We start from the raw sequence: 19,457 nt of genomic DNA on the forward strand, positions 1-19,457 counted from the left end.
ACTAATGGCAAAAGCTAGCCAGCAGGGTCTCAGCGGCCGTCAAAAAGCGGCGATCCTGCTTATCACACTAGGCCCTGAGGTATCGGCACAAATATTCAAACATCTAAGAGACGAGGAGATTGAACAGTTGACTCTGGAGATAGCCAATGTCCGTAAGGTAGACAGCGGCGAGAAAGAGTCAATCATGTCCGAGTTTCACCAAATATGCCTCGCTCAGGAATATATTTCTCAAGGCGGTATTAACTACGCCAAGGAGATTCTGGAGAAAGCGCTTGGTTCAACCAAGGCTATGGAGGTCATTAACCGCCTGACGGCAACGCTGCAAGTCAGACCTTTTGATTTTGCACGCAAAGCTGATCCGCATCAAATATTAAACTTTATCCAGAATGAAAATGTACAAACCATTGCCCTTGTATTATCTTATCTGCAGTTTGAGCAGGCAGCTTCCATTCTTTCTTCGTTGCCACAAGAGAAGCAGGCTGAAGTTGCGAGAAGAATCGCGATTATGGATAGTACTTCACCAGAGGTCGTTACGCAAATCGAACGCGTGCTGGAGCAGAAGCTTTCTGCAACAGTAACGCAGGATTATACGAATGCAGGCGGTATCGAATCTATCGTACAGATCCTGAACGGTGTTGACCGGGGGACAGAACGTACGATTCTGGATTCCCTGGAAATACAGGATCCGGAGCTGGCCGAAGAGATCAAAAAACGGATGTTCGTGTTCGAAGATATTGTCAATGTGGACAATCGTTCCATCCAGCGCATTATCAAAGATATCGAGAATACGGATTTACAGCTTGCACTCAAAGTGGCCAGCGAAGAAGTGCGCGATGTTATTTTCCGCAACATGTCCAAACGGATGGCCGAAAGCTTCCGCGAGGAAATGGAATATATGGGTCCGGTGCGGTTGCGTGATGTTGAGGAAGCACAGACCCGCATTGTAGGCACGATCCGCAGACTCGAAGAGTCAGGTGAGATTATCATCGCCCGTGGTGGAGGAGATGACATCATTGTCTAAGCTGATTAAACATTCTCAATATGTTCCCGTAGATGTGCTTAAACGGCTGGAACAAGCCAGGCAGCATGCAGGGCTTGTTGAAGAACCGGCTCACGAAGAAACAGCAGCAGCAGGAGAGGTTCAATATCAGGACCCGGCCCGTGAAGAGGCAGAGCAAGCACGCAAGCAAATGCTGAAGGACGCTCAGGAGTTCGCTGAAGGACAGGTCCGGAACGCATCGCAGGAAGCAGAGAATATTGTGGAATCGGCACGGAATGAAGCTGAGGAATGGTGGAGACAGCGCAGGGAGCAGGATGAGCACCTTATAGAAGCTATCAAGGCCGAGGCGTTTCAGCAAGGGTATCAGGAAGGCGTCACACAGGCTGAACAGGATATGGTGCAGAAGCTTGCGGAGATGATGGAGGAAGCACGTAATGTTCTTCAAGAAGCATACCGCGGTAGAGACGTCATTATTCAGGAGGCTGAACCTTTCCTGGTGGAACTTAGCTGCAGTATCGCCGAGAAAATTGTGGACAAGCAGCTGACGGTTGAACCGCAGTTCGCACTGGATCTGATCCGCAAGAATCTGGCCCGCAAACGCGAGCAGGGACTTATCTCCCTCTGCGTTTCACCTGCACAGTTCGCTTTCGTCAATGCGGCCAGGGAAGAATTGGCACTGGCGGTGGATTCGCAGGCCGAACTACAAATCCTGCCTGATTCCACAGTTAAGGATCTTGGCTGTGTGATCCGCTCTTCCTTCGGCAGCATTGATGCACGAATCGACACTCAGCTTGCAGAAATTAAGAAAGAGCTGGTTCGAATCGCATTAGACACCGAGGAGCACAGAAATGGGGAAGGCGATGCTTGACAGTGGGCGATATAAAGAACAGCTGCGTAATTTCGATCCTGTAAGAATTAACGGGAAGGTTACCCAGGTGATCGGGCTGATGGTTGAGTCAGAAGGACCGGATGCCAGCATCGGTGATGTCTGTTACATCTATCCTTCAAAAGGCAATAAGCCGCTGCAAGCTGAGGTTGTAGGCTTCCGCGATAATAAAGTGCTGCTGATGCCTCTTGGAGAATTGCAGGCGATAGGTCCCGGTTGTGATGTTGTAGGTACAGGCAAACCGCTGAGCGTTCAGGTTGGTTCCGAACTGCTTGGCAAGGTGCTCGATGGATTGGGCCAGCCGCTTGACGGCTCACTGATTCCGGCCCGGATGCCGCATAGCTCTACCTTCAATATTCCGTCCAATCCGCTGAATCGTCCCCGGGTACATGAGCCTATCAGTATTGGCGTCCGGGCGATCGACGGTCTGCTTACGATCGGCAAAGGTCAGCGGGTAGGGATTTTTGCAGGGTCCGGCGTCGGTAAGAGTACTCTAATGGGCATGATCGCCCGCAATACTTCGGCGGACGTGAATGTGATTGCCCTTATCGGTGAACGGGGCAGGGAAGTGCTGGATTTCATTGAACGTGATTTAGGGCCGGAAGGACTGCAGCGCTCGGTAGTTATTGTTGCCACATCCGACCAGCCGGCACTCATCCGGATCAAAGGTGCACTGATCGCCACAACGATTGCTGAATATTTCCGCGACCGGGGACTGAATGTGATGCTGATGATGGATTCGGTAACACGTTACGCTATGGCACAGCGCGAAGTAGGGCTGGCGGTAGGCGAACCTCCTGCAATGAGAGGTTACACCCCTTCCGTATTTGCCAGTCTGCCCAAGCTGCTGGAACGGGCGGGAACAGGGCCAACGGGTTCCATTACCGCTTTTTACACAGTGCTGGTTGACGGTGACGATATGAATGAACCCATTGCCGATGCTGTGCGGGGTATACTCGACGGACATATTGTGCTCAACCGGAATATCGCCAATAAAGGCCACTTTCCTGCAATTGATGTACTGGCCAGCATCAGTCGTGTAATGAAGGATATTGCTCCCGAGGAGCAAATTGACGCGGCCGAGAATGTAAAACGACTTATGGCGGTATATAAGGATTCAGAGGACTTGATCAATATCGGTGCCTATCAGAGAGGCTCCAATGCCCAGATTGATGAGTCGATGCATTATATAGACAGCATCTGGGATTTCACGAAACAGAAAGTTAACGAAAAAGTGACGCTGGCCGAGGTTCAACAATCATTAATTTCACAGTTCTCGAGGAGTTGATCAGCAGTGAGGTTCCATTATACTTTTCAAAAAGTTGTGGACTTGAAAGGCAACGAAAAAACACAGGCAGAGTGGATGCTTTCAAGTGCGCTCGGAGAATTGCAAGCCCAGGAAAAAAGTCTTGATGAATTAATCTCTCAGCGCAGCACACTGATGCTGTCCCTGCAAAGTGCAGCCGAACAAAAGACACCGATGGCCAAGATTCGAGAGATGCAGGATTACATGGATTATCTGGATACCTGTATCACCCGCAAGCATTTGGATATCCGCCGGGCTCATGTAGAGGTGCAGCATAAGCAGGATCATCTCAGCACCAAGGTCCTTGACGAGAAGGTCTGGCTGAAAGCCAAAGACAAGGCTCAAACTATATTTCAGCAGAATATGATTTTACGGGAACAAAACGAACTGGATGAGATGGCTACCGTCCGCTTCGCGATGAAATCCCTCTAACCCGGGAGGTTTCCGCTAGTGGCTAACAATGATATGGAATTTGAAAATGAAGAGTCAGCAGGTAAATTCGAGCGGTTTTTGTTCTTAATGATTCCGATCATATTCACTCTCGTACTGCTTGGTGTGTTGTTGACTCTATTTAATATGGATATCCGCAACAACGTGCTGGCAATCGGAAACAAGATCCCTTTTATCGAAAAGGTGATTCCTGATCCTCCCGCCGAACCGGGGAGCGAGACTGCAGCTGATCCTGAAGCGCAAAGCGAAGAGCAGGAGGCAAGTTCGGAAACAACGATCAAAAAACTTAAGGCCCAGGTTGCTGAGCAGTCCAAACAGCTGCAGCAGGTGACCGAAGAAAAAACGACTCAGCAAACACAGGTTCAGGCGCTCCAAAAGCAGATTGACGGTATGAAGGAAGAAGCTGCAGCTGCGGAGGTTGCTCCTGAGGAGACGGAAGATCCGTATGAAGTGAAGGTTGCTGAATTAGCCAAGCTGTATGCGGGCATGAAAGCCTCCAAGGCAGCTCCGATTATGGAAAATTTAACTACCGAAGAAATGGTTCAAGTTTTCAGCGCCATGAGTAAAGCCAGCAAAACAGCGATTCTGGAAAAAATGGATCCTAAAAAGGCTGCAGATGTCTCGATTAAGCTAAAAGAAACGACGGATTCTACCGATATGGCTATTGCAGCCCTTCAATCGAGGTTGAAGCAGAATGAGGCTAGTGTGGCCACAACAACTTCAAGCGCTAATCTCAATAAGGACAAGCTCAGCCAGACATTCACATCCATGCCTGCGACAGAAGCGGCAACCTTGCTTGGTTCCATGTACAGTATTAGCCCTGATAAGGTGATTACGATATTGAACACGGTGAGTGACAGTGTAAGATCCTCAATCTTAGGCGAGATGACGAAGAAAAATAGCACTCAAACTGCCAAAATTGTAAATCGGCTGATGGGTGGTAAATAACACTTGAAAGGAGGTGAAAAATAATGAGTTTAGTCGTTCCATCACTTTCTGGCGGTAACCTGACAACATCGGCAGGAACTTCTTCTGCTGCAGCCGGAGCAGCTTCAGCCCTTGGTGGAGCAACTGCTGCAAATGGAACAACAACGGCAATGCCTTTTGCCCAGACTCTAGTTCAGAGTATGACTGGAGGAATTGCAAAGGAAACAGAGACGCCTTTACTGGGCAACCTGGCTTCATTGCTGCAGGGTTTGCTGAATAGTGCAAGCCCGACAGGGGAAGAAGCTGGTCAATCGCTGGGCGGTAAGGATGCAGAAAGTTCCGAGAGCTCTAAGCAGCTGGAGGGGCTTTTGCAGGATATTGAGAAGCTGGATGACAACATCAGCGCTGACCCTGCTTTACTCGCTGCCTTGCAGGTCTGGCTGGTTCAGGTATCGGCACTGCTGTCCGGCAGTAACAACCCTGCTCAGACTGGTGCAGCAAACATGGATATTGACCCCGCATCGGGCTTATCTCCGCTTGCCCAAAATTCAGAGACTGTTCGTTTTGTTGTTCAGGATGACCTTACTAGTCTAGTAAATCTGATTCAGCAGTCGTCCGTTACCGGGAATGAAAAAATTGCGGCCGAGGGCATTGAGATGTTGAACGAGTTCACGGTCATTATGGCCCAAGCTGCTGTTCCAGAAAATAAACTTAATTCAAAACCAGTTGTCCATGCGGAGTCATCAGCCCTAGAGAATAACGGTAGTGCTATAGAGTTAACTCGGGCAGAAACTTCTGTACAGGACAATAAAGCCAAAACGGTAGAGGCAACGATCCTTAGCAATACTCCTGCTGTGACATTGAAACAACAGGCAATGGCTGAGAATAACAAGCCTGTATATCATTTTGAAGCTAAGGCACCTGTACCAACTGTCGGCATTGCTGCCGCCACAACTGCCGCTAACGTTGAGAGCGCAGAGCCGCTTACGCCTGTAACAAATACGGGTGCTGCTGCGGCAGAGGTGATCACAACACCGGCCTCCAAGACTGGAGCGGAGATTAAACCATCCGGAATCTTAGAAGAAGCTTTGCCCGAGATCAATGGGACTGCAGATGAGAACAATGTCGTGACTGCAGGACAATTGTCGCTTAGAGGCGGTATCACAGCGCCGCTGAAGGCAGCGACAGTCCAAGTGCCCGTTCATCAATTTGCTCAAGAAATGGACAAAATGATCACGGGGAAACTTGAAATTCTAAAAAAAGGCGGGGTAGCTGAAGCTATAATTACGCTTTTTCCGGAAAATTTGGGACAAGTAGATGTTAAGATTACGATGCAAAACGGCAATTTGATTGCCCAGTTCTTGACTGAGCATTCCGGAGCCAAAGATATGCTTGAGCAGCAGATGAGTCAATTGCGCAGCGCATTGCAGTCTCAAGGACTTCAGGTCGAGAAATTGGAAGTTTCGCAGAATTCAGCGCTTCTTTCCCAGTTCAACGGGCAGCAGGGACGTCAATCGGCTTCCGGAGGGCAACAGCAGGATGGTCGCTCCAAGGAACGTCATGAGGAAATTGCTGATGCGGTGCTTGCTGCAGAGCTTAATGGGGAATGGAAGGATTGGGTAGCAAACGGCCAGGAGGATATCCGTAACGAAGGCGGAGGCTTTTCAGCCAAAGCTTAATATTTTGAAAAAAGTGAGGTGAAATGAAATGGAATCAACGACTCCGATAACGACTACCAAAGATCAATGGAATTATGTAGTTCCTGACAGCAGCAAGAAAACAACAGGGAGCTCCGTCCTGGGCAAGGATCAGTTCTTGAAAATCCTCATGACTCAATTGCAGAATCAGGATCCCACGCAGCCTATGGAGGATAAAGAATTTATCGCCCAGATGGCTCAATTCTCATCAGTAGAGCAACTTATGAATATTTCGACCCAAATGACGGCTATGAGTCAGTCGCTTGGTTCGGTCTCCGGATTGATCGGCAAGGATGTCACCTGGACTGATACGGAAACCAAACTTCCAAAGACAGGAAATGTGGAATCCATCGTTGTCAATAAGGGTGTGCAATATGCAGTTGTAGGCACCGAGCGAATTGCCTTAACTGACATTACACAAATCCAGAATGCAGCATCTAAAGTGGAAACTGTGAGCGATAAGACTCAAGACGGCGCCGGGGAGAGCGGGGGGACAATATGAGCGACAGGTTGACTATAGGACAACTGTATCCCTCAAGTGTACATCCTCAGGCTCTACAGCGACAGCAGGCAGCAAAGAATACGGTCAAAACAGAAGCTTCATTTGAAAGTGTGCTTCAGCGGAATTTACTGAAATTCAGCAATCATGCCGCGAAACGACTGGAGCAACGGGGGATTGAACTTGGAACCCGTCAATTGGATGAGATCTCTTCGGCAGTGGATAAAGCTGCAGCCAAGGGTAGCAAAGAATCCTTGATATTAATGAAGGATATGGCTCTAATTGTCAGTGTGCCTAACCGTACTGTAGTCACAGCTATGGATGGAAGCTCTATGAAGGACAATGTGTTCACACAAATTGATAGTGCAGTTATTATCTCATAAACCGGCCGGTCCTATCGGGAGAGCCGGAGTGGACGCCGACCGACTGACGTGTCTACAGCTCAAATATAAATTACTTTATAAATTATGGGTCCGTTGACTCTATAATCCGGGAGGATATTAATCATGTTAAGATCTATGTATTCAGGCGTTTCAGGTATGCGCGGATTTCAAACCAAGCTGGATGTCATCGGCAACAACATTGCCAATGTGAACACACTCGGTTTCAAATCAGGCCGTGTAATGTTCAAGGACATCATGAGCCAAACTGTATCAGGCGTTACTGCTCCGGTTGATGGCGGTCAAGGCGGGGTCAATGCGCAGCAGATTGGCCTTGGAGTAAGCATCGGTTCCGTAGACACCATGCATCTGGCGGGCAGTGCCATGACTACCAACAATCCTACCGACCTGCGGATTGACGGAGACGGCTTCTTCGTGGTTAGACTTTCGGATGATCAAGAGACTCCTTTTCTGACCCGTGCCGGTGATTTCCATATGGATGCAGCCCGCAACCTGATCACTTCCGATGGACTGCATGTTCTGAATTCCGATAGCGAGGCTATTCAACTTGCTCCGGAGGTAACGGCGTTTTCAATCTCCAGCGACGGCACTATCGTACAGACGATGGCTGACGGAACAACAGAGCCGGGCGTTAGAATCGGTATGGCTAAAGTAAGCAATCCGCAAGGGTTGGAGAAAATCGGCGGCAATCTGTACCGCATGACGCTGAATGCGAATGCCGATGGCGAGCTTGTGATAACGACTCCGAATGATGCGGAAGCAGGTACAGGGAAAATCGTTTCCGGTCAGCTGGAAATGTCCAATGTCGATCTGACGGGTGAGTTTACTGAAATGATCGTAACCCAGCGCGGCTTTCAGGCGAACTCACGTATTATTACAACTTCTGATGAAGTCCTTCAGGAAGTTGTTAACCTCAAGCGTTAATTTTTAAACCATAATCATAAACTTGCTGTATTGTGAAGTCTTGGGGGAGGAACTCCTCCCCCTATTTTTGTTAGGAGGCCTGTTATGATTTCGGTAACAAGATTGAATGGAACGCCAATGTTTTTAAATGCTTTGCTGGTAGAAATGGTAGAGGAAGGCCCGGATACTTACATTACACTGGTAACCGGAAAAAGACTGATCGTGCTTGAAAAAGCCGATGAGGTCATACGTAAGATCCGAGATTATAACAGGGACATAGGCACATATGCTGCCACCATTAAAGTCCAGTCTATGGAGGAGCTCTCATGAAAAAGATGATGCCGTGGCTCATTACAATTTTACTTGCGGTAACACTCATCGTAGTAGCTGCATTTTTACTAATGGATAAGATCTTCCCAAGCGATGCGAATGATGTGAAAGCGGCAGTTCAAAATGTGGAAACCAACAGAATGAGTGCTGATCAAATCGTCGAACTGACGGCGCAAATCACCGATATCAAAACTAATCTTGCCGATCCCGATTACATCCTTTCAGTAGACATCGCGTTCCAATTGGATACAGCGAAGTCCAAGGAAGAATTCGAAAAGATAAAAGCTATTAAGATCACGCCGCTAATTATTAAGGCGATTGCCGATACCAAGCCAGAGGATCTGAATGGTGCTAGCGGCAAAGATCAAATCAGCAGCAAGCTGGTGAATATAATCAACAAGAATTTGACTGAAGGGTCTATAACCCAGATCGAATTCACTAAATTCATTATGGCTTCTATTTAGCTGCTGGCGGGTTTAATTGTTTGATGGGGGGTGATTGAATTGGTTGATGTACTATCACAAAATGAAATTGATGCTCTGCTTGCCGCACTTTCATCCGGTGAAATGGATGCCGACGAACTTAAAAAAGAAGAAACCCAGAAAAAAATCCGCTCTTACGATTTCAAACGGGCCGTGCGCTTCTCGAAAGATCATATCCGCAGTCTTACGCGGATTCATGATAACTTTGCCCGCTATCTTACGACGTACTTTTCGGCCCAATTGCGTACCTTTGTGCAGATCAGTGTCGTACAAGTAGAGCAGCTCCCTTATGATGAGTTCATCCGTTCCATTCCAAAAATGACGATTCTGAATATTTTCGAAGCGGAACCGCTGGAGGGACGAATGGTCATGGAGGTGCATCCGAATATTGCCTTCGCCATGCTCGATAGGCTGCTGGGCGGTTTTGGAACAGCACCAAGCAAGATTAATGCACTGACCGAAATTGAAACAACCATCATGGAGAGAATTTTCAGCAGATGCTTTGAAAGTCTACAGGAAGCCTGGAAGACGGTTCTGGATATTAATCCACGGATGGAAGCTCTGGAGACGAACCCGCAATTCATGCAGATTGTATCACCGAATGAAACGATTGCGCTGATCTCGTTAAGCACCAAAATAGGCGACACTACCGGGATGATCAATCTATGTATCCCTCATGTCGTACTGGAGCCGATTATGACAAGGCTGTCCGTACACCAATGGTTTGTTTCTGAGAAGAAGGTGCGGGACGAGGTTGAACTTGAATCTATCCGTTCGAGAGTTCACAGGGCGCAGCTGCCTATAGTTGCAGAGCTGGGTGAATCCAGGTTATCCATAGCTGAATTTCTCGGGCTTAGCGTCGGCGACGTAATCTCTCTCAATAAGACCGTGGATTCCGGGCTGTCGATCAAAGTAGGGGACAAGCTGAAATTCATCGGAAGTCCAGGGATGATTAAAGAGCGTGTAGCTGTGCAAATAGACGAGATTGTCAGTGAAGGAGCTGAAGAGTTTGACGAGTAAAGACTATTTATCCCAAGAAGAGATCGATGCTCTTCTCAGACAGTCCGCGGAAGGCTCAATGGAACCACAGGAAAAGACAGTTGATGATTACCTGACACCATTTGAGCAGGATGCGCTGGGGGAAATCGGTAATATTACTTTTGGCAGTGCAGCGACTGCACTTTCCACTTTGCTGGGTAAGAAGGTAGATATTACGACTCCGCAAGTGTCCATCATTACCCGCGGACAGTTTGAGGAAGCTTTTCCTAAGCCTCATGTTGCCGTACATGTACAGTACGTCGATGGTTTTCAAGGCATTAACTCATTGGTAATTAAGATCAGGGATGCGCAAGTCATTGCCGACTTAATGCTTGGCGGTGAAGGAGAACCGAAGGATGAAGAGCTGAATGAAATTCATATCAGCGCCGTGCAGGAAGCAATGAACCAGATGATGGGCTCGTCTGCTACCTCCATGTCAACGATCTTCAACCGGTTCGTCAACATCTCGCCTCCGGGAATTGATATCCTGAATATGTCGAGTGGAGAAGGGGTAGGCAGTCTTCCGGATGACGAAACCTTGATTCAAATTTCCTTCCGTCTGAAAATCGGGGATCTTATCGACTCCACGATTATGCAGCTTTTACCGGTTCAGTTCGCCAAGGATATGGTCAGCATGCTGCTCGGTGATGTCAGCCAGGCGGATCAGGAGGCGGCTGTGTCGACAGCGGATAAGTCTGCTGCACCAGCGCCTGCATCTGCACCTGCCCAGGCTCCTGCAGCACCTCCAGTGCAGCAGACACCGCCTGGACCTGGCGAAGTGCCGCCGCAATATCCGCCGCAGGGAATGCCGCCTTATCCGGGGATGCCTGAAGGAGGCTATTATTATCCACCGGCAGGAATGCCCGCTTATGGAGCGCCGGGCGTGCCGCCATATGGAGTACCGCCGCAGGGAATGCCTTACGGACAGGTTCCACCACAGGCGCCGCCTCTTGGACGCAATGTAAATGTACAGCCTGTTCAATTCGCTAATCTTAGCGCAGGAGCCTTTGGTAATATTGATGAAAATAATTTAAATTTATTGATGGACATACCACTGAGAGTGACCGTAGAATTAGGAAGGACCCAGAAGCAGATCAAAGATATTCTGGAAATGTCGCAAGGTTCGATTATCGAGCTGGACAAGCTGGCTGGTGAGCCTGTTGACATTCTGGTGAACAACAAGCTCATTGCCAAGGGTGAAGTCGTAGTTATCGACGAAAACTTCGGAGTTCGCGTTACGGATATCGTCAGCCAGTGGGACCGAATTCAAAAATTACAATAAGCATACTTAGGGAGGATTTTTTAAAAATGGCTAACCGAATTCTAATCGTGGACGATGCAGCATTTATGAGAATGATGATCCGGGATATTTTGTCAAAGAACGGATTTGAGGTAGTGGGTGAAGCCCAGGACGGTTCGCAGGCTATTGAGAAGTTTAAAGAACTGCGTCCGGATCTGATCACGATGGATATTACCATGCCTGAAATGGACGGAATTGCCGCCCTTAAAGAAATTAAAAAAGTAGATGCCAATGCCAAGGTCATCATGTGTTCAGCCATGGGTCAGCAGGCTATGGTCATTGACGCGATTCAAGCGGGTGCCAAGGACTTTATTGTTAAACCGTTCCAGGCTGACCGTGTTATTGAAGCGATCAACAAAACGCTGGGCGTGTAGGAATCAGACATGCCGGCTAACAGCGAACCGCTGGGAAACAGTAACCCCCTGCTGAGTTTACTCAACGTTATTTTTGTCCTTGCGGCAATCGTCATTCTAATAGTGCTGCTGATCCGTTTTCTTGGCCGCCGCAATCAGACGTTAATGAGCGGGCGCTCCATCCGAACGCTGGGTGCGCTCGGACTGGGCCCCAATAAGTCTGTGCAGATTATTGAAATCGGCGGCAGCCTTTACATGATTGGGGTCGGTGAGAATATATCCATGCTGGATAAAATCACGGACCCGGCGGAAGTGGCACTTATCATTTCTACGTTTGAAGAAGAGTCGTCAGGACAGAACAACTTTCTGGTGCCGCTCATTTCCAAAATCAAAGCCAAGGTGCGCGGTGAGGTTCCATCTCAGGAAATCGAACTTAGTGAAACATCCTCTTTTTATGAGACCCTGCAATCCAAGCTTGCACTTGCACCTGAGCGCAACGAAAAGATGGAAGAGCTTCTCCGGGATGATGCACTTAAAGATGAGTCGAGGGATTTATGAAAAAAAAGCTGATTCTTTCATTTCTGCTGCTCGGTATGTTCAGTGTTTTGCTTTTGCATCCGATACACGCAGATCCTATACCGAACATTAATATTCAAGTAGGCGACAGTAACGGCTCAAGCAGCGGGGGGACCAGTTCCATCTCTATTCTGCTACTTGTGACAGTTCTGAGTGTAGCCCCGGCTTTTCTTGTTCTAATGACCAGCTTCACACGGATCGTCATCGTATTGGGTTTCGTCAGAACCTCACTCGGTACACAGCAGATGCCTCCGAACCAAGTGCTTGTAGGATTGGCGCTTTTTCTTACTCTCTTCATAATGTCGCCTACACTTGCACAGGTGAATGAAACGGCGCTGCAGCCGTACATGAAAGGTACCTTAACTCAGTCCGAAGCGCTTAATAAAGCAGCCGAACCGATGAAGGAATTCATGTTCAAACAGACGAACACCAAAGATCTGCTTTTGTTTATGAATTACACGGGCAACAATGCCACGGTCAAACCCGCCACGTACAATGATATTCCGTTGACAGTGATGGTGCCGGCTTTTGCCATTGGTGAAATGAAAAAGGCGTTTACAATGGGCTTCATGATTTTTATACCTTTTCTGATCATTGATATTGTAGTTTCGAGTACACTGATGGCCATGGGGATGATGATGTTGCCTCCGGTCATGATTTCATTACCGTTCAAAATAATGCTCTTCGTACTGGTAGACGGCTGGTACTTAGTTGTAAAATCACTGCTGATGAGTTTTAACACCTGACGTATAAGAGGAGGCATAAGGGATGAATACGGAGTTTATTATCGGTCTAGCCGGCCAAGCCGTATATTTGGTGCTGGAAACAAGCGCTCCCATGCTGATTCTTGGTCTGGTGGTAGGACTGATAGTCAGTATTTTCCAAGCTACAACCCAGATTCAGGAGCAGACGCTTGCGTTCGTTCCCAAAATCGTCGCCGTACTGCTTGCATTACTGCTGTTCGGCCCTTGGATCATTACGAAGCTGGTAGACTTCACCAGTCAAATTTTGGGCAGTCTCTACATGTATATCGGTTAAGACTATGGATATGGAGACCCTTCTGCAAAGTTTTCCCGTCTTTCTGTTGATTTTTTGTCGAATTTCCGCTTTTTTTGTTGTAATACCAGTGTTTTCTTCTCAGAGTCTGCCGGCAACTTTCAAAATCGGATTGTCCTTTTTTGTCGCCTTAGTTGTCTTCAGCTCAAGGGGGACCGGCATTGTTGTTCCGCAGGACCTCACCTACATTCTGCTAGTGGCCAGGGAAGCGTTGATAGGTTTGCTGCTCGGGTTCATCGGCTATCTGATGTTTATGACGATTCAGACGGCCGGCTCCTTCATTGATATTCAAATCGGATTTGGGATCGCCAACGTCATTGACCCAATGACTGGAGCATCGGCCCCAATCATAGGTAACTTTAAGTACATGATCGCCCTGCTGCTGTTTCTGAGCATGAATGGACATCATTACTTGCTGAATGCGATCGTATACAGCTATAACTGGGTACCTCTAGACAACGATTTGTTTGTCAAAATGATCAATGGCAGCCTTTCAGAATTTCTGGTCCGCTCTTTTGCCCAATCTTTTATGCTGGCCTTTCAAATGTCGGCACCTTTGGTTACCGCGCTGTTTCTTACGGATATCGGTTTAGCCTTTCTGGCAAGAACCGCTCCGCAATATAATGTATTCGTCATCGGGGTACCGCTCAAAATTATTATAGGTCTCGCGCTGCTTCTTATTCTGATGCCGAGTCTGGCTGCCTTGTTCCAGAATCTCTTCGACATTATGTTTGAGTCCATGCAAAATTTGCTGGGGCTTATGGGGAAGAGTCCTTAGGTGACTGTAAGGAGAGAGTGTAATGCCGAAGCCGAAACGATATAAACTGGATCTTCAGCATTTTGGGGGGGACAAGACAGAGAAAGCCACCCCGAAAAAACGTCAGGATGCCCGTAAAAAGGGTCAGGTAGCCAAAAGTGCCGAACTTTCCGGTGCGGTTGTATTATTTTCGGCGCTGCTTAGTCTGACGATGTTCGGAAGTTTCATGAAAGAACGTTTTATGAGTTTGTATATGGATGTTTTTCAGAATCGCATGATGATGGAAGTAACAGCGGAAAATGTGTCCAAGATGTTCAACGAGTATGGTCTGCAGATACTGATTCTGCTGGCCCCGCTGCTCGGGATTACCTTCTTACTCGCACTAGTCGTAAATTTTGCACAGGTTGGCTTTATGGCCTCAGGTGAGGGGATTACGCCTAAGTTCAGCAAGATTAATCCAATCAAGGGGTTCAAAAATATATTTTCCATGCGTTCGTTTGTGGAATTCCTGAAATCGGTTTTTAAACTGGTGCTGATTGCCTATCTGGTTTACAGCACGCTTTGGGGAGAGAAAGAGAGTTTTGCTGCTCTTTCACATGTGAATGCGGAGGGTGTATACCGTTTCACTGCAAAGATGACCATGAACCTTGGCATCAAAATAGCAGCTGTATTGTTTATTATGGCAGTTCTTGATTATATGTACCAGAAGTACGAACATGAAAAAAGTCTGAAAATGTCCAAGCAGGACATTAAAGATGAATACAAAAAGATGGAGGGCGATCCCTTAATTAAAGGAAAGATCAGGGAGCGCCAACGCCGAATGGCAATGCAGCGGATGATGCAGGAAGTGCCAAAGGCGGATGTGATCATTACGAATCCTACGCACTTTGCCGTTGCCCTTAAATATGACGGTTCCAAAATGGAGGCTCCGCAGATTATAGCCAAAGGCCAGGATTATGTGGCGCTCCGCATTCGAGAGCTGGCTAAGGAGCATGGTGTTGTGACTATGGAGAACAAGCCGCTGGCACGGGCATTATTCCAAAGAGCAGAAATTGGCGATGTCGTTCCTGCCGATCTGTTCCAGGCGGTTGCCGAAGTGCTGGCCTATGTATACAAGCTTAAAGGTAAGAGGAGATAAGCCGGGGGAGGTAAAGGACATTGAAAGCTAAAGATCTAACAGTTCTACTGGGCGTTATCGGTATTGTGCTTATGATGATTCTGCCCATCCCGGTCTGGCTTCTGGATGTACTGCTGATTGTCAATATTTCGATAGCACTAACCATTATTTTGGTCGCAATGAATACAAAGGATCCGCTGCAATTTTCGATTTTCCCTTCTTTGCTGTTGATCACAACTTTATTCCGTCTCGCACTCAATATTTCCACAACTAAGCTGATCCTTAAGGATGGTCATGCGGGTGAAGTTGTTGCCACGTTCGGCAGCTGGATTGCCGGGGGACAAATCGCTATCGGATTCATCGTCTTTCTAATTCTGGTTGTTGTGCAGTTCATTGTTATTACCAAAGGTTCGGAACGTGTTGCTGAAGTAGGCGCCCGGTTTACATTGGACGCGATGCCCGGTAAACAAATGAGTATTGATGCTGATTTGAATGCAGGGATGATTAATGAACAGCAGGCACGGGAACGCCGCCGGAATGTGGAACGCGAAGCTGACTTCTTCGGAGCAATGGATGGTGCGAGTAAATTCGTCAAAGGTGACGCAATTGCCAGTATCATCATCCTGCTGATCAACCTGATCGGCGGTTTCGTCATCGGGATGACTATTCATGGACTGTCGTTTCAGGAGGCACTTTCGACATATTCCGTACTGACAATTGGTGATGGACTGGTCAGCCAAATTCCTGCTTTGCTCATTTCAACCGCTTCCGGTTTGATCGTTACACGGGCGGCGTCAGAAGGAAACCTGGCAGAGGATTTGACAGGCCAATTATTGTCCTATCCGAAGCTCTTGTATATCGTTGCGGCGACAATTGCCTTCCTTGGATTCTTCACTCCGATTACAATAATGTCTACCTTGCCCCTGGCAGCACTCATGGGATATGCGGCTTACAGCATGGGCCAGAAGGCAAACCAAAAACAAATGGCCGAGGAACAACTGGTCGAGGAGAAGCAGATTGAAGAGGTGCGGAGTCCAGAGAGCGTCATAAACTTGCTTACAGTGGATCCCATTGAATTTGAGTTCGGTTACGGACTTATTCCTCTGGCCGATACAGGTCAGGGTGGAGATTTACTCGACAGAATTATCATGATTAGACGGCAATGTGCCCTAGAAATGGGACTTGTGGTGCCCGTTATTCGTATTCGCGACAATATTCAGCTAAAACCGAATGAATATGTCATAAAAATTAAAGGGAATAATGTCGGCGGTGGTGAATTATTACTTAATCACTATCTTGCCATGAGTCCCGGTTATGATGATGAATCTATAAACGGTATTGAGACTGTTGAACCATCTTTTGGACTTCCGGCACTTTGGATTGACGAATCGGTGAAAGAACGGGCGGAATTATCCGGCTACACCGTAGTTGATCCGCCTTCCGTGGTTGCTACGCATTTGACGGAGCTGATCAAACGTCATGGGCATGAGCTGCTAGGACGTCAGGAAACCAAACAGCTGGTTGACAATCTCCGGGAGAATTACCCCGTGCTGGTTGATGAACTTATTCCTTCGGTACTGGCAATTGGTGATGTTCAGAAGGTGCTCGGTAAGCTGCTGCGCGAAAAGATCTCGATCCGCGATTTGGTGACGATCTTCGAAACGCTGGCGGACTATGGTACTTACACCAAAGATCCTGATATCCTGACCGAGTATGTCCGCCAGTCGTTGTCGAGACAGATTACACAGCAATTTTCCCAAGTGGGAGAGACGCTGCGTGTAATTACTGTCGGGCCTAATTTGGAGAAGAAAATTTCCGAAAGTGTGCAGCAAACGGAACAGGGCAGCTATCTGGCACTGGATCCGGTTTCGACACAAACCGTGTATCAGCGGCTTACAGAACAGATCAACCGTCTGCTTCAGTCCGGGCAGCAGCCTATCGTACTGACTTCACCGACCATTCGTATGTATTTGCGGCAGGTTATTGAGCGGACGATGCAGGATATTCCAGTGTTGTCCTACAGCGAACTGGAACCTAATATCGAAATTCAAAGCGTTGGAGTGGTGAACTTATGAGAGTGAAGCGTTATGTGGTCGATACGATGCCTGACGCCATGCATTCCATCCGCAGCGAGCTAGGAAGCGATGCCGTCATCCTAAGCACCAAGGAAGTTAAAGTCGGCGGATTTATGGGCATGTTTAAAAAGAAAAAAATTGAAGTTGTAGCCGCAGTAGAAGAGGTGCGGAAGCCGGCTGTACCTGATAAGGCCCCTGTACAATCGCTGAATATTCCGCGTAGTGCAGTGCCGCAGGCCTATCAGAAAGCCGCCACAGCATCATCGCCGTCAGCATCGCTCACGAAGGAGCCTGCGGCTGGCCGGAGCTTTGCTGAAATTGCCGCTGCCATATCGGAAGCCACCGGGATTGCTGAGGCAGGAGGGAATGTAGCCGTTCTACCTTCAACTGCAACCGCAACCGTAACTGCTGTTGAGGAACAGAAAGAGGAATTGGATAGAGAGCTTGCATATGCAATGCAGGTTTCTGCTCCGAAGGAACAGCCTGGATCGGTCGCGGCACTTCACGAGAACTTTGGTGCTGAACCCAATCCTCCCGCAGTCTCGGTAGCTGAAAGTGATGTCCTTCGCGAAATCAGGGACATGAAGCACTGGATGGAACGTATCGCCCGCTACTCTTCAAGCGGAGTGGAATTGCCCGAACAGCTGGAACAGCTTAAGATCCGTTTACTGGACCAGGAGACTGACCCGGTGCTGGTGGAGGAATGGATCAGCAATGTGTTTACCCGCTGGAATGATGAGGGGCGTACCGGAGCTCCTGATCAATTCGGTGAAATGCTGAAAGCTCAGGTGGATGAATTTTTGTCAGGCCGAATTGCAAAAGGAATTGCGGCGGATACGCGGATTGTTTACATTGCCGGGCCAACCGGAGTGGGCAAAACAACAACAATCGCCAAGCTGGCGGCAGAGCAGCTGTTTAAACAAGGCAGGAAGGTAGGCCTCATTACCTCCGATACTTACCGGATTTCCGCGGTGGAGCAGCTGCGCACGTATGCATCGATACTGAATATTCCGCTGGAGGTTGTTCAGTCCCCGGGAGATTTGCAAAGAGCGTTGTTCCGCCTGGAGAGCTGTGACCTCGTTTTGATGGATACGGCAGGCCGGAATTACCGTAATGAGATGCTCGTCGCTGAACTTCAGAGCCTGCTGGCCAAGGAACTTAAGAGTGAAACTTTCCTTGTACTCAGCCTGACCTCCAAAAGCCGCGATATGAAGACGATCGCCGAGCATTTCGGCCGTTATCAGCTTGATAAGGTTATCTTCACAAAGCTGGACGAGACAGGAAGCTATGGTCCGTTATTTAATGTTCTGAATGACTTCCCTCTTATGCTGTCTTATATAACTAATGGCCAGAATGTGCCAGATGACCTGCTAATGGCTACCAAAGAGCAGCTATCAGGGATGTTGCTGGGAACAGGAGGGGCGTAATGGATCAGGCGCAGTCCTTGAGACAGCTGGTGTCCAACAAGGACACCAAACTCGTGCCCAAAGACGGGGTATCCGCCAGAATCATCACCGTATGCAGTGGAAAAGGCGGTGTCGGAAAGTCGAATTTCACGCTGAACTTTGCTTTAGCGCTGAAGGCAATGGGCCGTAAGGTGCTATTGTTCGACGCCGATATCGGAATGGCCAATATAGACGTGTTAATGGGTGTCTCTTCTAAATATAATTTGTACCACCTGCTGAAAAGAGAGGCGGATATCGGACAAATTATTCAGACGGGCCCAGGAGGTCTACAATTCATTGCAGGCGGATCGGGTATGGATGAGCTGTTTTCTCTCTCGGAATCAGATTTGAATTACTTTACAACACAGATTGCGCAAATTGCTGATACTATGGATTTTATCCTGTTCGATACGGGGGCAGGACTTTCCAAAGAAACGCTCAAATTTATTAGCTCGGCGGATGATTGCCTTGTGGTAACAACCCCTGAGCCTACAGCTATAACTGATGCATATGCATTGATGAAGGTAGTGCACAATTCTTTTCCCGAAACTTCTTTTAGACTGATTGTGAACCAAGCAGGAGACGAGAGGGAAGCGAAAGCAACCAGCGACAAAATCCGCATGGCGGCAAGCCGCTTTTTACAATTAGATATTCCGTTTCTCGGGTATATGAGTAGTGATGCACATGTTGTTCAGGCAGTTAAGAAACAAGTTCCATTCTCAGTGGCTTTTCCGAACAGTGCAGCAGCCAAGGACGTACAGCGGCTTGCCCAAAACTATTTGGCCGCGGATTCAGCGGAACCAATCAAGGTAGAGGGCATAAAGGGATTTATCAACAGGTGGTTGAAGCGTAAATAATA

Annotated in this window: 22 protein-coding genes; all 22 read left to right on the forward strand. The window is 48.1% G+C overall.

What is annotated here, in order from left to right; translation table 11 throughout:
* Positions 1 to 4 precede the first annotated feature (4 nt).
* The 22 genes from fliG (at position 5) to AC3WT9_RS01360 (ending at position 19,455) form a co-directional block, all read left to right on the forward strand.
* Positions 5 to 1,021 carry a flagellar motor switch protein FliG gene (gene fliG / locus AC3WT9_RS01255; protein ID WP_341093995.1) on the forward strand — a complete coding sequence of 339 codons (1,017 nt, stop codon included), beginning with the start codon at positions 5 to 7 and terminating at the stop codon, positions 1,019 to 1,021.
* Positions 1,014 to 1,868 carry a FliH/SctL family protein gene (locus tag AC3WT9_RS01260; protein WP_341093994.1) on the forward strand — a complete coding sequence of 285 codons (855 nt, stop codon included), beginning with the start codon at positions 1,014 to 1,016 and terminating at the stop codon, positions 1,866 to 1,868. The genes fliG and AC3WT9_RS01260 overlap by 8 nt, the downstream gene beginning before the upstream one ends.
* Complete coding sequence (fliI, locus tag AC3WT9_RS01265; RefSeq protein WP_038600094.1) at positions 1,861 to 3,174, forward strand: flagellar protein export ATPase FliI; 1,314 nt, start codon at positions 1,861 to 1,863, stop codon at positions 3,172 to 3,174. Before AC3WT9_RS01260 ends, fliI begins: the two co-directional genes overlap by 8 nt.
* Positions 3,175 to 3,180: 6 nt before the next feature.
* Positions 3,181 to 3,624, forward strand: a complete 444-nt coding sequence (fliJ, locus tag AC3WT9_RS01270; protein WP_341093992.1) for a flagellar export protein FliJ — start codon at positions 3,181 to 3,183, stop codon at positions 3,622 to 3,624.
* Between the two features lie 18 nt (positions 3,625 to 3,642).
* Positions 3,643 to 4,590 carry a MotE family protein gene (locus AC3WT9_RS01275; protein ID WP_341093991.1) on the forward strand — a complete coding sequence of 316 codons (948 nt, stop codon included), beginning with the start codon at positions 3,643 to 3,645 and terminating at the stop codon, positions 4,588 to 4,590.
* 23 nt (positions 4,591 to 4,613) lie between these two features.
* Positions 4,614 to 6,248, forward strand: a complete 1,635-nt coding sequence (locus tag AC3WT9_RS01280) for a flagellar hook-length control protein FliK (protein ID WP_341378944.1) — start codon at positions 4,614 to 4,616, stop codon at positions 6,246 to 6,248.
* Positions 6,249 to 6,276: 28 nt separating this feature from the next.
* Positions 6,277 to 6,768: a flagellar hook assembly protein FlgD gene (gene flgD, locus AC3WT9_RS01285; protein ID WP_341093989.1), complete on the forward strand. Its 492-nt coding sequence runs from the start codon at positions 6,277 to 6,279 to the stop codon at positions 6,766 to 6,768.
* Positions 6,765 to 7,148, forward strand: a complete 384-nt coding sequence (locus AC3WT9_RS01290) for a TIGR02530 family flagellar biosynthesis protein (RefSeq protein ID WP_076110103.1) — start codon at positions 6,765 to 6,767, stop codon at positions 7,146 to 7,148. Before flgD ends, AC3WT9_RS01290 begins: the two co-directional genes overlap by 4 nt.
* Before the next feature lie 123 nt (positions 7,149 to 7,271).
* Entirely contained in the window at positions 7,272 to 8,090 is an 819-nt protein-coding gene (gene flgG, locus AC3WT9_RS01295) for a flagellar basal body rod protein FlgG (RefSeq protein ID WP_341093988.1), read from the forward strand.
* Between the two features lie 84 nt (positions 8,091 to 8,174).
* The gene (locus AC3WT9_RS01300; protein WP_038593507.1) at positions 8,175 to 8,399 is read left to right on the forward strand and encodes a flagellar FlbD family protein; all 225 of its coding nucleotides are present in this window, start codon (positions 8,175 to 8,177) and stop codon (positions 8,397 to 8,399) included.
* Complete coding sequence (locus tag AC3WT9_RS01305; RefSeq protein ID WP_038593503.1) at positions 8,396 to 8,863, forward strand: flagellar basal body-associated FliL family protein; 468 nt, start codon at positions 8,396 to 8,398, stop codon at positions 8,861 to 8,863. Before AC3WT9_RS01300 ends, AC3WT9_RS01305 begins: the two co-directional genes overlap by 4 nt.
* Before the next feature lie 39 nt (positions 8,864 to 8,902).
* Entirely contained in the window at positions 8,903 to 9,901 is a 999-nt protein-coding gene (gene fliM / locus AC3WT9_RS01310) for a flagellar motor switch protein FliM (protein WP_038593500.1), read from the forward strand.
* A complete protein-coding gene (fliY, locus tag AC3WT9_RS01315; protein WP_341093987.1) occupies positions 9,891 to 11,201 on the forward strand; it encodes a flagellar motor switch phosphatase FliY in 1,311 nt (436 codons plus the stop codon). Before fliM ends, fliY begins: the two co-directional genes overlap by 11 nt.
* Positions 11,202 to 11,227: 26 nt before the next feature.
* Positions 11,228 to 11,593, forward strand: a complete 366-nt coding sequence (locus tag AC3WT9_RS01320) for a response regulator (protein ID WP_019910416.1) — start codon at positions 11,228 to 11,230, stop codon at positions 11,591 to 11,593.
* Positions 11,594 to 11,602: 9 nt separating this feature from the next.
* Positions 11,603 to 12,130, forward strand: coding sequence for a flagellar biosynthetic protein FliO (locus tag AC3WT9_RS01325; RefSeq protein ID WP_341093986.1), 528 nt, complete (start codon positions 11,603 to 11,605; stop codon positions 12,128 to 12,130).
* Positions 12,127 to 12,894 (forward strand): flagellar type III secretion system pore protein FliP, encoded by a 768-nt coding sequence (gene fliP / locus AC3WT9_RS01330; protein WP_076110099.1) that lies wholly within the window; start codon positions 12,127 to 12,129, stop codon positions 12,892 to 12,894. The genes AC3WT9_RS01325 and fliP overlap by 4 nt, the downstream gene beginning before the upstream one ends.
* 22 nt (positions 12,895 to 12,916) lie before the next feature.
* A complete protein-coding gene (fliQ, locus tag AC3WT9_RS01335) occupies positions 12,917 to 13,186 on the forward strand; it encodes a flagellar biosynthesis protein FliQ (RefSeq protein WP_038593488.1) in 270 nt (89 codons plus the stop codon).
* 10 nt (positions 13,187 to 13,196) lie between these two features.
* Positions 13,197 to 13,982 (forward strand): flagellar biosynthetic protein FliR, encoded by a 786-nt coding sequence (gene fliR / locus AC3WT9_RS01340; RefSeq protein WP_038600090.1) that lies wholly within the window; start codon positions 13,197 to 13,199, stop codon positions 13,980 to 13,982.
* Positions 13,983 to 14,004: 22 nt separating this feature from the next.
* Positions 14,005 to 15,099, forward strand: a complete 1,095-nt coding sequence (gene flhB, locus AC3WT9_RS01345; RefSeq protein ID WP_341093985.1) for a flagellar biosynthesis protein FlhB — start codon at positions 14,005 to 14,007, stop codon at positions 15,097 to 15,099.
* Between the two features lie 20 nt (positions 15,100 to 15,119).
* Positions 15,120 to 17,153, forward strand: coding sequence for a flagellar biosynthesis protein FlhA (gene flhA / locus AC3WT9_RS01350; RefSeq protein ID WP_341093984.1), 2,034 nt, complete (start codon positions 15,120 to 15,122; stop codon positions 17,151 to 17,153).
* Positions 17,150 to 18,580 (forward strand): flagellar biosynthesis GTPase FlhF, encoded by a 1,431-nt coding sequence (gene flhF / locus AC3WT9_RS01355; protein WP_341378942.1) that lies wholly within the window; start codon positions 17,150 to 17,152, stop codon positions 18,578 to 18,580. Before flhA ends, flhF begins: the two co-directional genes overlap by 4 nt.
* Positions 18,580 to 19,455: a MinD/ParA family protein gene (locus AC3WT9_RS01360; protein WP_341093981.1), complete on the forward strand. Its 876-nt coding sequence runs from the start codon at positions 18,580 to 18,582 to the stop codon at positions 19,453 to 19,455. The genes flhF and AC3WT9_RS01360 overlap by 1 nt, the downstream gene beginning before the upstream one ends.
* Positions 19,456 to 19,457: the final 2 nt, after the last annotated feature.

The organism is Paenibacillus sp. EB106-06-01-XG199 (assembly GCF_058791575.1).